14 protein-coding genes and 3 tRNA genes are annotated in these 13,092 nt (G+C 65.2%); 11 read left to right on the top strand and 6 right to left on the bottom strand.

From position 1 onward, the window contains the following. Positions 1-56 precede the first annotated feature (56 nt). Positions 57-731 (bottom strand): glutathione S-transferase family protein, encoded by a 675-nt coding sequence (locus BM297_RS05135; RefSeq protein ID WP_092428966.1) that lies wholly within the window; start codon positions 729-731, stop codon positions 57-59. Between the two features lie 276 nt (positions 732-1,007). Here BM297_RS05135 and BM297_RS05130 point away from each other — a divergent pair. The 3 genes from BM297_RS05130 to BM297_RS05120 all read left to right on the top strand — a co-directional run bounded on the left by BM297_RS05130 (position 1,008) and on the right by BM297_RS05120 (position 1,329). Continuing rightward, positions 1,008-1,083 (top strand) — tRNA-Glu (locus tag BM297_RS05130). 5 nt (positions 1,084-1,088) lie between these two features. Then, positions 1,089-1,164 (top strand) — tRNA-Gly (locus BM297_RS05125). 89 nt (positions 1,165-1,253) lie between these two features. Beyond that, positions 1,254-1,329 (top strand) — tRNA-Gly (locus tag BM297_RS05120). Positions 1,330-1,438: 109 nt separating this feature from the next. Here BM297_RS05120 and BM297_RS05115 read toward each other — a convergent pair. Next, complete coding sequence (locus BM297_RS05115) at positions 1,439-1,849, bottom strand: PA2817 family protein (RefSeq protein ID WP_092428964.1); 411 nt, start codon at positions 1,847-1,849, stop codon at positions 1,439-1,441. Between the two features lie 153 nt (positions 1,850-2,002). Between BM297_RS05115 and BM297_RS05110 the strand changes: the two genes are divergently transcribed. The 3 genes from BM297_RS05110 (at position 2,003) to queF (ending at position 4,625) form a co-directional block, all read left to right on the top strand. After that, positions 2,003-2,932, top strand: a complete 930-nt coding sequence (locus tag BM297_RS05110; protein WP_092428962.1) for an ABC transporter ATP-binding protein — start codon at positions 2,003-2,005, stop codon at positions 2,930-2,932. Beyond that, complete coding sequence (locus BM297_RS05105) at positions 2,933-3,712, top strand: ABC transporter permease (RefSeq protein WP_092428960.1); 780 nt, start codon at positions 2,933-2,935, stop codon at positions 3,710-3,712. 82 nt (positions 3,713-3,794) lie between these two features. Then, complete coding sequence (gene queF, locus BM297_RS05100) at positions 3,795-4,625, top strand: NADPH-dependent 7-cyano-7-deazaguanine reductase QueF (RefSeq protein WP_092428958.1); 831 nt, start codon at positions 3,795-3,797, stop codon at positions 4,623-4,625. A 75-nt stretch (positions 4,626-4,700) separates the two neighbouring features. Here the strand turns inward: queF and BM297_RS05095 are convergent, their stop codons facing one another. After that, on the bottom strand, positions 4,701-4,967 hold the full coding sequence (locus BM297_RS05095; protein WP_092428956.1) for a DUF4404 family protein: 267 nt from the start codon (positions 4,965-4,967) through the stop codon (positions 4,701-4,703). 210 nt (positions 4,968-5,177) lie between these two features. Here BM297_RS05095 and BM297_RS05090 point away from each other — a divergent pair, with 210 nt between their 5' ends. From BM297_RS05090 to rssC, 3 genes are all read left to right on the top strand, one after another. Continuing rightward, entirely contained in the window at positions 5,178-5,879 is a 702-nt protein-coding gene (locus tag BM297_RS05090; RefSeq protein ID WP_092428954.1) for an MlaA family lipoprotein, read from the top strand. Between the two features lie 190 nt (positions 5,880-6,069). Further along, entirely contained in the window at positions 6,070-7,260 is a 1,191-nt protein-coding gene (gene rssB, locus BM297_RS05085; protein ID WP_092428952.1) for a two-component system response regulator RssB, read from the top strand. Continuing rightward, on the top strand, positions 7,257-7,739 hold the full coding sequence (gene rssC / locus BM297_RS05080; RefSeq protein WP_092428950.1) for an anti-sigma factor antagonist RssC: 483 nt from the start codon (positions 7,257-7,259) through the stop codon (positions 7,737-7,739). Before rssB ends, rssC begins: the two co-directional genes overlap by 4 nt. Before the next feature lie 69 nt (positions 7,740-7,808). Here rssC and tal read toward each other — a convergent pair whose 3' ends face one another. From tal to BM297_RS05065, 3 genes are all read right to left on the bottom strand, one after another. After that, a complete protein-coding gene (gene tal, locus BM297_RS05075) occupies positions 7,809-8,735 on the bottom strand; it encodes a transaldolase (RefSeq protein ID WP_092428948.1) in 927 nt (308 codons plus the stop codon). A gap of 69 nt (positions 8,736-8,804) precedes the next feature. After that, positions 8,805-9,800 carry a tRNA dihydrouridine(20/20a) synthase DusA gene (gene dusA / locus BM297_RS05070; protein WP_281250235.1) on the bottom strand — a complete coding sequence of 332 codons (996 nt, stop codon included), beginning with the start codon at positions 9,798-9,800 and terminating at the stop codon, positions 8,805-8,807. 387 nt (positions 9,801-10,187) lie between these two features. After that, positions 10,188-10,367 (bottom strand): hypothetical protein, encoded by a 180-nt coding sequence (locus BM297_RS05065; protein WP_092428946.1) that lies wholly within the window; start codon positions 10,365-10,367, stop codon positions 10,188-10,190. A 380-nt stretch (positions 10,368-10,747) separates the two neighbouring features. On the opposite strand from BM297_RS05065, the gene tcuA reads away from it, so the two are divergent. Beyond that, a complete protein-coding gene (gene tcuA, locus BM297_RS05060) occupies positions 10,748-12,256 on the top strand; it encodes an FAD-dependent tricarballylate dehydrogenase TcuA (RefSeq protein ID WP_092428944.1) in 1,509 nt (502 codons plus the stop codon). 10 nt (positions 12,257-12,266) lie between these two features. Next, positions 12,267-13,085 carry an aspartate/glutamate racemase family protein gene (locus BM297_RS05055; RefSeq protein ID WP_092428942.1) on the top strand — a complete coding sequence of 273 codons (819 nt, stop codon included), beginning with the start codon at positions 12,267-12,269 and terminating at the stop codon, positions 13,083-13,085. Positions 13,086-13,092 lie beyond the last annotated feature (7 nt).

Genomic DNA, 13,092 nt, shown 5'->3' with positions numbered 1-13,092 from the left:
AGCCAGGCCCGTGATGAGCGCCGTTGCCGGCCTGGCGGTTGACTCAACCAGGCGGCTCAGGCGGTAGCCTGGGCGCGGGCCAGCAGTTTTTCCAGAATGCGGCACTCGTCCGGCAGGATGGCCTGGATGCTGTCGCGCTGGCACAGACGCGCCTGCAGGGCGGCCAGTCCCGGCCAGCGGGCGGCGTCGAGCGACTCGCGGCCATGCTGCATGTTGATCAGCTGGCAGGCGAAGGCCAGGTCGGCCGCGCTCAGGCGATTGCCGACCAGATAGTCGCCACCGTCGAGAGCCTTCTCCAGGTAATCGAAGTGCTTCGGCAGCTTCTCGACCAGCGCCTTCTGCACCGCTTCTTCATTGCAGGCCTTGCCCATGGTCGGGTTGAGCGCGCGGTTGAGGAATATGGCGAAGGTGGTCAGCGGTGCCAGCTCGTAGTCGGCGTATTTCTCCAGCCAGCGGATACGCGCCTTTTCCGCCGCGGTCTGGCCGTACAGCGTGGGCGCCTCGGGATGCTGCTCCTCGATGTACTGGCCGATCACGCTGGAGTCGGCGAGGGCCAGATCGCCATCCTTGAAGCCGGGAATGCGGCCCAGCGGGCTGATCTCGAAGAACCAGTCGGGCTGGTGGAAGGGGGCGACGATTTCCAGCTGGTAGTCGAGTCCCTTTTCCGCCAGCAGCAGGCGGACCTTGCGCACGAAGGGGGATAGCGGCGCGCCGTAGACGGTCATGCTCATGGGGTAGGTCCTGTTTGTTCGGTGGGTTGGCTGCCGCTTTTATAGCATGCGCAGACGGGCTGTCACTGCGCCTCGAAACGCTTGCGGCGATGCCCGGTTTTCAATGCAACCCATTGATTTAAAAAAACATTCAAATTGGGGTTGACGATCTCGAGGTGGCTCCCTAGAATGCGCGCACTTCCCAAGCAAAGCGCGAAACAAGGCGAAAGCCGAAGTAAGTGTCAAGCGGGAAGGTTGGAAATGTGGCAGTCATGGCTGTTATAAGTTCCAGGCCGCGTCCCCTTCGTCTAGTGGCCTAGGACACCGCCCTTTCACGGCGGTAACAGGGGTTCGAGTCCCCTAGGGGACGCCACTTTTGCGGGAATAGCTCAGTTGGTAGAGCACGACCTTGCCAAGGTCGGGGTCGCGAGTTCGAGTCTCGTTTCCCGCTCCAAATTCAACGCAACGCGCAAGCGATGCGTGATCCAGAGGCGAAAGCCGGGATCAGCAGGCAGCGATGCCTGAGCGCCCGAAAGGGTTATTGCGGGAATAGCTCAGTTGGTAGAGCACGACCTTGCCAAGGTCGGGGTCGCGAGTTCGAGTCTCGTTTCCCGCTCCAGATACGAAAAAACGCCACCTCCCGGTGGCGTTTTTTTATGCGCGTTTTTCACGCAAGGCCTGCGCCGGGCAGCTCCCGACCTGGCAAGGTCGGGGAGGCTGCTGGCGGCTCAGTGGCGCGGGCTGTCGTCCGGCAGGGCGAGCAGCTGCTTCTCCCGCTCCCAATCGAACTCCTCGCCATCCTCCTCGGCGGCGAAGCGGCGCTCGTCGAGTTGCTGGTACAACTCGATCTCCTCGTCCGGCATGTAGTGCAGGCAGTCGCCGGCGAAGAACCACAGCAGGTCGCGCGGGATCAGGTGGGCGATCTGCGGGTAACGATGGAACACCTGGACGATCAGTTCCTGACCCTGCGCCATGGCATCTTCAGGCTGGCGCGGCAGCTCGGCCATCAGCTCGTCGAAGCGCTCGAGAAACAGCGCGTGGTTCTCTTCCGGTACCTGTTCGGCCTCGCCCAGGGCAGCCAGGATGGTGCGCAGGTGGGTGAGCAGGGCGAGGTGATGGTCGATGTAGGTGGTGGCCATGGCAGAATCCGGCAGTAAAACGGCGGGCGAGTATAGCAGCTGCAAGGAGTGCGATTAGCGCCCGCAAACGCGGCTGTCGGTGGCCCTGGAGGTTGCATTTGCGGCGGCGAACCCCTATCTAGTGCACTCGATTTTCCGCGCGTGCATCCCTTCATGACTTCCGCATTGACCATTCGCCAGTTGACCAAGACCTACGGCAACGGCTTCCAGGCCCTCAAGGGCATCGATCTGGATGTCGCCGAAGGCGACTTCTTCGCCCTGCTCGGCCCCAACGGGGCGGGCAAGTCCACCACCATCGGCATCCTCTCCACGCTGGTGAACAAGAGCGGCGGTACGGTCGAGGTGTTCGGTCACGATCTCGACCGCGATCCGTCCGGGCTCAAGCGCTGCCTCGGCGTGGTGCCGCAGGAGTTCAACTTCAACCAGTTCGAGAAGGCCTTCGACATCCTCGTCGCCCAGGCCGGCTACTACGGCATTCCGGCGCGCATCGCCGGCGAGCGCGCCGAGCACTACCTCACCGAGCTGGGGCTGTGGGACAAGCGCAACGTGCCCTCGCGCATGCTCTCCGGCGGCATGAAGCGCCGCCTGATGATCGCCCGCGCGCTGATCCACCAGCCGCGCCTGCTGATCCTCGACGAGCCCACCGCCGGCGTCGACATCGAGCTGCGCCGCTCGATGTGGACCTTCCTGACCGAGCTGAACCGCCAGGGCATCACCATCATCCTCACCACCCACTACCTGGAGGAGGCCGAGCAGCTGTGCCGCAACATCGGCATCATCGACCACGGGCGCATCGTCGAGAACACCAGCATGCGCGAGCTGCTGATGAAGCTGCATGTGGAGACCTTCCTGTTCGACCTGCGCAGCCCGCTTGCCGCACTGCCCGCGCTGGCCGGTTATCCGGCCCAGCTGGTCGATCCGCTGACCCTCGAGGTGCAGGTGGAGAAGAGTCAGGGCCTCAACGAGCTGTTCGCCCAGCTCGCCGCGCAAGGCATCGAGGTGCTCAGCCTGCGCAACAAGACCAACCGCCTGGAGGAGCTGTTCGTCTCCCTGGTGGAAAAGAATCTCGCCGGAGGCCAGTGAATGTCTGTCGAACTGCGTGCCAACTGGGTCGCCCTGCAAACCATCGTGCGCAAGGAAGTGCGCCGTTTCACCCGCATCTGGCCACAGACCCTGCTGCCTCCGGCGATCACCATGGTTCTGTACTTCGTCATCTTCGGCAACCTGATCGGCCGGCAGATCGGCGACATGGGCGGGTTTTCCTACATGGAATACATCGTCCCCGGTCTGATCATGATGTCGGTGATCACCAACTCCTACGGCAACGTGGTATCGAGCTTCTTCGGCGCCAAGTTCCAGCGCTCGGTCGAGGAGCTGCTGGTATCGCCGACCTCGCCGCACGTGATCCTGGTCGGCTTCGTCCTCGGCGGCGTGCTGCGCGGCCTGGCGGTGGCGGCCATCGTCACCACGCTGTCGCTGTTCTTCACCGACCTGCAGGTGCACCATGCCGGCGTCACCGTGCTGGTGATCCTGCTGGCGGCGACCATCTTCGCGCTGTGCGGGTTCATCAACGCGGTGTATGCGCGCAACTTCGACGATATCTCGATCATCCCGACCTTCGTGCTGACGCCGCTGACCTATCTGGGCGGGGTGTTCTACTCGATCAGCATGCTCTCGCCGTTCTGGCAGACGGTATCGCTGGCCAACCCGATCCTGCACATGGTCAATGCCTTCCGCTATGGCATCCTCGGCGTCTCCGACATCCATATCGGCACCGCCCTCGGTCTGATGCTGCTGGCGGCGGCCGTGCTGTACATCGCCTGCTACCAGCTGCTCAGCCGTGGCATCGGCATGCGCCAGTAAGGGCGAGCGGCCGCCGGGCGGGCTTGCGTTTGCCGCCCGCGGCCGTCACGCTTCAGCGTTTTCTTCGTTTATCGAGCAGGTCATGGCGCAAGACGTCCATCATTCCCCGCTGGGCAAGACCACCGAGTACGTGGCCGAGTATGCCCCCGAGTTGCTGTTCCCCATCCCGCGCACGGCCAAGTGGCTGGAGCTGGGTATCGATCCGGCGGCGCTGCCGTTCCAGGGCGTCGATCTGTGGAACTGCTACGAGCTGTCCTGGCTGACCGAAAAGGGCAAGCCGGTGGTGGCCATCGGCGAGTTCGCCATTCCGGCGCACTCGCCCTGCATCATCGAGTCCAAGTCGTTCAAGCTGTACCTCAACTCGCTGAACCAGACCCGCTTCGCCAGCCGCGCGGCGCTGGTCGAGGTGCTGGCGCGCGACCTGTCGGCCGCTGCCGGTGCGCCGGTCGCGGTGCGCGTGCGCAGCCTGGATGAAGTGGCGGAGGAGGGCGTGGCGCGCCCGGCCGGCGACTGCCTCGACGAGCAGGACATCGCCATCGACCACTACGGTCCGCCGGATGCCGGGCTGCTGCTCTGCGACCGCTCGCGCGTGGTCAGCGAAACCCTGCACAGCAATCTGCTCAAGTCCAACTGTCCGGTCACCGGCCAGCCGGACTGGGGCACGGTGGTCATCGACTACACCGGCCCGGCGCTGGATCGCGCCGCGCTGCTGGCCTATGTGGTGTCGCTGCGCATGCATGGCGACTTCCACGAGCAGTGCGTCGAGCGCATCTATCTCGATCTCAAGACCCTGCTGCAGCCCGAGCGCCTGAGCGTGCATGCGCGCTACGTGCGCCGCGGCGGGCTGGACATCAATCCGTACCGCAGCACCCATGCGCCCAGTCCGGACAACCGGCGCCTGGTGCGCCAGTAGCTTGCCGATGCCGCAGACATGAAAAAGCCGGCCTGGGAAACAGGCCGGCTTTTTCACTTTCATTGCGGGTGAAACTCAGATGCCCATGTTGGCCAGGGTCTGCAGGATCGAGCGCAGGCTCCCGGCCAGGGTCGGATGGCTGACCTCGAAGCGCTCCACCGCCAGGTTGACGCCGTCGACCAGGCTGGCGTCCGGCGCGCTGGCCAGTTCGCGGGCCAGCTGCACCTCGATCTCACTCATCAGTTCGATCAGCGCGGCCTTGTCCTCGTCGCTCAGTGGCGGATCCTCGGCCAGCTGGTTGCGCAGGTCTTGCAGTTGCTGCTGGAGTTGGCGTTCGGGCATTGCGATCTTCCTTCTGCAGTGGTTCGGCCGGGGCTGCGACGGCCAGCTTCTGTTTGCAAGACTAACCTACCGCGCGGCTTTGCGGGTGATCCGCATCAAGGCTCATTGGTCGGTAGTGGCTGCAAAAAATTTCGACAAGCATATACTGCGCGGCTGAAATATGGTCGGTCGAGGCGGCCGGTCATGCTGGAAGCTCAAGGAGACAAGTACATGCGTGATCATTGCACGAACGGGGCGGCTCGCTCCCTGCGCCTGTTGGCCATGGCCGGCCTGGCGCTGCTGCCCGTCGTCGCCCAGGCCAGCGAGGAAGACCCCTGGGAGTCCTTCAATCGCCCGGTCTTCGTGTTCAACGACACCCTGGACACCTACGCCCTGAAGCCGCTGGCGCGTGGCTACCAGGCGGTGACCCCGCAATTCCTCGAGGATGGCATCGGCAACGTGTTCGCCAACCTCGGTGAGGTTGGCAACTTCGCCAACAACACCCTGCAGGGCAAGTTCCACGATGCCGGCGTCGATACTGCGCGCTTCCTGATCAATACCACGGCTGGCGTGGGCGGCTTCTTCGATGTGGCACGGCATGCCGGTCTGCCGCGCAACGACGAGGACTTCGGCCAGACCCTGGGCGCCTGGGGAGTGCCCAGCGGGCCCTACCTGATGCTGCCGTTCTTCGGGCCGAGTTCGCCGCGCGATGCCTCGGGCATGGCGGTCGACAGTCTGCACTCGTTCTACGGGGCGATCGACCATGTGCCGACGCGCAATACCACCCGCGGCGTCGACGTGATCGACACCCGCGCCGATCTGTTGTCGGCCGAGAAGGTCATCAGCGGCGACAAGTACCTGTTTATCCGCAATGCCTACCTGCAGAACCGCGAGTTCAAGGTGCAGGATGGTCAGGTCGAGGACGACTTCTAAGACGCGCCACCGGCGGTCTGCAGGGATGCGCCATAAAGGACGCTGTAAGCAGATATATCCGCAGCCGGTGCCCGGCTTGAACGCCGATGCCGATGCGAGTAGTGTCGCGCCATATATCGGCAGCCGCAGGCGACCGATGTGTTCAACCTGTCTTCTGAGCCGCGTGCGGCGCCGTTTGCCTGGATGATTCATGCACACAATCAGTGCCAAGTTGCTGGTCATTGATGACGACGAAAAGGTGCGCGCCAGCCTGCACGCCTGCCTCGAGGAGGCGGGTTTCTGTGTGCTGGAGGCGGCCACGGGGCGTCGCGGCCTGGAGCTCTTCGAGCGGGAGCAGCCCGATCTGGTGATCTGCGATCTGAACACTCCGGAGCTCGATGGCCGGGGGTTGATCCAGCGGATTGCCGAGCTCGACAGCGACGTGCCGGTCATCGTGATCTCTGCGGCCGGGGTGATGAGCGATGCGGTCGAGGCCCTGCGCCTGGGGGCCGCCGACTATCTGGTCAAGCCGCTGGAAGATACCGGCATGCTCGAGCACTCGGTGCGCCGGGCGCTCGACCGTGCGCGTCTGCGTCAGGAAAATCGCCGCTACCGCGAGCGCCTCGAGTCGACCAATCGGGAGCTGCAGGCCAGCCTGAGCCTGCTCCAGGAAGACCAGAATGCCGGGCGCCACGTGCAGATGAACATGCTGCCGGTGACCCCCTGGGAGGCTGGCGAATTCCATTTTGCCCACCAGATCATTCCTTCGCTGTACCTGTCCGGCGACTTCGTCGACTACTTCCGCGTCGACGAGCGGCGAATCGGCTTCTACCTGGCCGACGTCTCCGGGCACGGGGCCTCCTCGGCCTTCGTCACCGTGCTGCTCAAGTTCATGACCACGCGCCTGCTCTACGAGTCGCGGCGCTACCGCAATCGACCGCTGCCGGAGTTTCATCCCTCCGACGTGCTCAGCCACATCAACCGTGGCCTGATCAACTGCAAGCTGGGCAAGCACGTGACCATGCTCGGTGGGGTGATCGACGAGAGCACCGGCAAGCTCACCTACAGCGTTGGCGGTCACCTGCCATTGCCGGTGTTCTACAGTGATGGCGAGGCGCATTATCTCGAGGGGCGCGGCTTGCCGGTCGGCCTGTTCGAGCAGGCGACCTACGAGGATCGCGAACTGATGTTGCCGGAACGTTTCAGTCTCACCCTGTTTTCCGACGGGATCTTCGACCTGCTGCCGGGCGAGACGCTCAAGGACAAGGAGGCGATCCTGCCGCAGATGGTCTGTCAGGCGGGTGGTAGTCTGGAAGGCTTGCGTCGGGTATTCGGGCTGGCCAACCTCGGCGAGATGCCGGATGATATCGCCTTGCTGGTGCTGAGCAGGAAGTTTGCATGAGTACGGGTAAGATCCAGTTTGCCGAGCAGCAAGGCACTTTCGTTCTGAAGTTTGTCGGTGAAGTGCGCCTGACCCTGTGTTCGGCACTGGATGCCACCATCGAGAAGATCTTCGGGGCGCGTAATTTTTCGTCGATCGTCATCGATCTGACGGAGACGTCCAGTATCGACAGCACCACCCTGGGACTGCTGGCCAAGCTGTCCATCCTCTCGCGGCAGAAGGTCGGCCTGCTGCCGGCCCTGGTGACCACCAACCCGGACATCACCCGCCTGCTGGAGTCGATGGGCTTCGATCAGGTGTTCAACATCCTGGGGACGCCGCTGCCCTGTCCGGAGTGTCTGAGCGACCTGCCGCCGCAAGATGTCTCCGAAGAGCAGGTGAAGGCCAAGGTGCTGGAAGCGCACCGCATCCTCATGGGGCTCAACGAGCACAACCGCCAGGCCTTCCGCGATCTGGTGACGGCGCTGGAGCGCCACTGACGCGTTCACTGATTCTGAAATAAAAAAGCCGCGCTGATCAGCGCGGCTTTTTTATTGCGCAGCGGCAGCTCAGGCCTTGGCGGCCAGCAGCGCCTCGAGCTTTTCCTGATCGCGGGCGAACAGGCGGATGCCCTCGGCCAGCTTCTCGGTGGCCATGGCGTCCTCGTTCATCCGCCAGCGGAAGCTGCGCTCGTCCAGGCTTTCGCGCGCCTCGCTGGCGGCGCCCGGACTCAGGCGGCGCGGCAGCTCGCCCGTATCGGCAGCCAGCTGCTGCATCAGCTCCGGGCTGATGGTCAGGCGGTCGCAGCCGGCCAGTTGCTCGATCTGGCCGAGGTTGCGGAAGCTCGCGCCCATCACCACGGTCGCGTAGCCATTGGCCTTGTAGTAGTTGTAGATGCGCGTCACCGACTGCACGCCCGGATCCTCGGCGCCGACGTAGTCGCGGCCCTCGGCCTTCTTGTACCAGTCGTAGATGCGCCCGACGAAGGGCGAGATCAGGAACACGCCGGCGTCGGCGCAGGCCTGCGCCTGGGCGAAGGAAAACAGCAGGGTCAGGTTGGTCTGGATGCCGTCGCGTTCGAGCTGCTCGGCGGCGCGGATGCCTTCCCAGGTCGAGGCGACCTTGATCAGCACCCGCTCGCGGCCGATGCCCGCGGCCTCGTACAGGCCGATCAGGCGCTTGGCGCGCTCGATGCTGGCCTGGCTGTCGAAGGACAGGCGCGAGTCCACCTCGGTGGAGATGCGCCCCGGAATGATCTGCAGGATTTCGCTGCCGACGGCCACGGCAAAGCGATCGCAGGCCAGTCCCAGATCCTGCCCGGCGCCGGCGATGGCCGCCTGCAGCTGCCCGGCATAGCGCGGCAGCGCAGCGGCCTTGAGCAGCAGCGAGGGGTTGGTGGTGGCGTCCACCGGCTGCAGGCGCGCAATGGCGTCGAAGTCGCCGGTGTCGGCGACCACGGTGGTGTACTGCTTGAGTTGCTCCAGCTTGGAAGTCATCTGACAAAAGCCCTGTCGTTACAGATCACCCGACATTAACCGAGTGGAGCCTCCCTGCTCAATGCCCTTTCAATGACTGCCGAGCAGCTCGATGGCGTGATCGAACACGCCGAGCGGCTTGTCGGTCTTGTGCACGTCCACCGACAGCACCTGACGGAAGCGCCGCGCCCCGGGGAAGCCCTGGGCTAGGCCGAGGATATGGCGGGTGATGTGGTGCATCGCGCCGCCTTCGGCCAGATGCCGCTCGATGTACGGCCGCAGCTGGCGCATCACCTCGCCGCGCGTCGGCACCGGGCGCTCGACGCCGAACAGCTCCTGGTCGACACGGGCTAGCAGGTAGGGGTTGTGGTAGGCCTCGCGGCCGAGCATCACCCCGTCGAAGGTCTCCAGGTGCGTCCTGCACTCCTCCAGCGTCTTGATCCCGCCGTTGAGGATGAACTCCAGCTCCGGGAAGTCGCGCTTGAGCTGTGCCGCCACCTCGTAGCGCAGCGGCGGCACCTCGCGGTTGGCCTTGGGCGACAGCCCCTCGAGAATGGCGATGCGTGCATGCACGGTGAAGCTGCGACAGCCGGCCTCGGCCACCTGACCGACGAAGTCGCACAGCTCGGCATAGCTGTCGCGGCCGTTGATGCCGATGCGGTGCTTGACCGTCACCGGAATGCTCACCGCATCCAGCATCGCCTTCACGCAGTCGGCCACCAGTGCCGGATGGCCCATCAGACAGGCGCCAATCAGGTTGTTCTGCACCCGGTCGCTGGGGCAGCCGACGTTGAGATTCACCTCGTCGTAGCCAGCTTCCTCAGCCAGCCGCGCGCAGGCCGCCAGCTCCGCCGGCACGCTGCCGCCGAGCTGCAGGGCCAGCGGATGCTCGCTCTGGTCGTAGCCGAGATGACGCTGGCGGTCGCCATGCAGCAGCGCGCCGGTGGTGACCATCTCGGTGTAGAGCAGGGTGTGTTGGGAGAGCAGACGCAGGAAATACCGGCAGTGACGGTCGGTCCAATCCATCATCGGCGCAACGGAAAAGCGCCGAGAAATGGACCGTGGGGATTTGATGGGGGCGCTCAATGGAGAAATCTCTGGAAATTTGCCAAGCGTAAGGGGGCACCCTACATGGTCGACAAGCAGGAAATGCAAGAGCAAATCTTACAGGAGCCTCAGCCTCCATGCGCAATCAAAGACCATGGACGCTTCACCGTGCTGAATCGACGGCGTTAGGCCGCTGGCGGTCCTGGTCCTCGTAGTTCGAGCGCTTCTGCATGACACTGAGCTGGACCTCGGGGCCAGGCTGCGCGCCCAGCAGCTGAGTGGCGACTTTCGAGTCCGGCTGCAGAGCCTTCTGGCAGTGGGCATGACGCGGGGCCGTGCGGTGATTGCCCGCGCGGGCATAGGCGAAGTGTGGGGCGAGTAGCGGCCGTCAGCAGACCGGCCGTCTGCTCATGCCCACGGGAGAGGCTAGGGAAGCGTGACCGGCCAGCCACCGGGGTGTGGCAGGAAACAGCTCTGACTGCTGACGGCTTCCGGACACGCATGCGCCAGCCAGTTGCTCCTGGTGTTCTCGTAGTCGCCACCGAAGGCGATCACCAGGCCGACGACCAGTGCTCCCGCCAGCAAGGGATAGGCATCGATGATCATGGCACGCTCCTTCAGTTTTCTTTTTTGTTGTTGGTCGAGGAGTGCATTCCCTGCGCTTTACCGCAGGCGCCGGAGATAGGGCGCTGGGGTCCGGCGTGGCGTAGGCCACGGGTCCTTGCACTGCCAGCTTAGCCCGGCGCTGTTGCCCGTTGTATTCAGGAATGGCGAATAGTGCTTTCGCTTTTACTGCACATCGCCGAGAGCCATGGTCACCCTCTGGCATCGGAGGCGACGCGGGGCAGATGGCTGGTCGGCGCAGGCGCAGGCACCCGTCACCTTGCAACTTTACTGAACAGCCCCTTCGAGCCGGCTGCCTGTCCTCTCCGCGGTCCCCCTGCAAATAATTCGGCCATCGGTGATCGGATTCGAGGAAGCGGACCATGCAGGATTTCGACGTCATAGTGATCGGCGGGGGCAACGCGGGGCTGTGCGCCGCGCTGTCGGCCCATGAGCAGGGCGCCCGGGTGGCGCTGCTGGAGCGCGCCCCCGAGGAGTTGCGCGGTGGCAACTCGGCGCACACCGGCGGCGCCTTCCGCGTCGCCTATCGCGGGGTGGACGACCTGCGCCGGCTGATGCCCGACCTGCTCGACAGCGAGATCGAGAGCAGCGACTTCGGCAGCTACACCCAGGACGACTTCTACGACGAGCTGGCCGCGCAGAGCCAGTACCGCGCCGACCCGGAAGTGCTCGACACGGTAGTCAGCGAGAGCCTCGACACCCTGAGCTGGATGACCCGCCAGGGCGTGCGCTTCATGCCGATCTACGGCCGCCAGGCGTTCAAGGTCGATGGCAAGTACAAGTTCTGGGGCGGCCTCACCGTCGAGGTGTCCGGCGGCGGCCTGGGCCTGGTCGAGGCGCTGATGCGCCGCGCCGAGCGCAGCGGCATCGAGCTGCACTATGGTTGCCGCGCGCAGCAGATCGGCCGCGCCGATGGCCGCTGGCAGATCGAGTGCGCCAACGGCCAGCGCTTTTCCGCCGCCGGGCTGATCCTCGCCACTGGCGGCTTCCACGCCAACCTCGAATGGCGCGCCAAGTACCTGGGGCCGGGCTGGGACCTGGCCAAGGTGCGCGGCTCGCGCTTCAACACCGGCGACGGCATCCGCATGGCCATGGACGTCGGCGCGGTGGCCCACGGCAACTGGTCGGGCTGTCACGCGGTGTTCTACGACGTCAACGCCCCCGAGCTGGGCGACCTCGACCTGCTCAACATGCAGAAGAACTACTTCCACCTCGGCGTGGTGGTGAACGCCGACGGCAAGCGCTTCGTCGACGAGGGCCTGGATTTTCGCAACTACACCTACTCGGGGATGGGCGCCAAGGTGCTGCAGCAGCCGGGTGGCGTCGCCTGGCAGCTGTTCGACCAGCACAGCGAACACCTGCTGCCCGACGAATACCGCGTGCGCCACGCCACCCGCATCCAGGCCGACACGCTCGAGGAGCTGGCCGGCAAGCTCGAAGGCGTCAACGTCAACGCGCTGCTCGACACCCTCAGGGAATTCAACGCTGCAGTGCGCCGCGAGGTGCCGTTCAACCCGGCGATCCGCGACGGCCGCTCGACCCAGGGCCTGGCGATTCCCAAGTCGAACTGGGCCAACCCGCTGGAGCGCGGCCCCTTCGTCGCCTACGCGGTGACCTGCGGCATCACCTTCACCTTCGGCGGCCTCAAGGTGAACAGCCAGGCCCAGGTGATCGACGAGGACGGCCAGGTGATTCCCGACCTGTACGCCGCCGGCGAGCTGGTCGGCAACCTCTACTACGTCAAGTACGCCGGCGGCGCCGGCCTCACCTCCGGCTCCGTGCTCGGCCGCATCGCCGGTGCCGCCGCAGCGGCCCGCGCCGCGGCGCCAGCGACCCCGCCGGCCCGCGCCGCTGCCAGCCAACAACAATAAGGAACTCCCCATGACCATCCGCATCTGGCACCAGAGCTTCACCGTGCTCAGCGACCTCGGCGCCTACGACGCCGCCCTGCGCGCCCACTTCAGGAAGGTCGCCCGTCCCGACACGGTGATCGACATGCACGGCATGCAGCCGGGCACCTACCGCAGCAACTACCCGGGCGACGACATCAAGTACGGCGCCATCCAGTACCTGCACGGCCTGCAGTTCATGGCCGCCGGCCTCAACGCCGAGCAGCAGGGCTACGACGCCTACGCCATCAGCACCCTGCCTGAGCCGGCGCTGCGCGAGATCCGCAGCCTGCTCGGCATCCCGGTGGTCGGCTACGGCGAGTCGGCGATGCTCACCGCCTGCACCCTGGGCCGCAAGTTCGGCGTGCTGGTGTTCATCGACGAGCTGGCCGAGCTGGTCACCGACAACGCCCAGCGCCACGGCCTCGGCCAGCGCCTGGCCGGCGTGCGCCACGTCGGCTTCCGCTTCGCCGACGTGCTGGCCGCGTTCAGCGATCCGGCCTCCCTGATCGACCGCTTCCGCACTGCCGCCCGCGCGCTGATCGCCGACGGTGCCGAGGTGATCATTCCCGGCGAGGCGCCGCTCAACGTGCTGCTCGCCACCCACGGCATCAGCGAGGTGGACGGCGTGCCGGTGCTCGACTCGCTCGGCGCCTGGATCAAGCAGGCCGAATCGATGGTCGACCTGCAGCGCGCCAACGGCACCCGTACCTGCAACCGCGGCTACTTCTCCGCCCAGCCCGACCCCGAGCGGGTGCGCGAGATCTTCGCCTTCTATGGCCTGGGCCAGCGTTTTCTCGAGCCGCGCTGAGGAGCGA

The organism is Geopseudomonas sagittaria (assembly GCF_900115715.1).
Classification (GTDB): domain Bacteria; phylum Pseudomonadota; class Gammaproteobacteria; order Pseudomonadales; family Pseudomonadaceae; genus Geopseudomonas; species Geopseudomonas sagittaria.
Note: the sequence above shows the minus strand (reverse complement) of the source record. Positions and strands in the feature narration are given on the sequence as shown.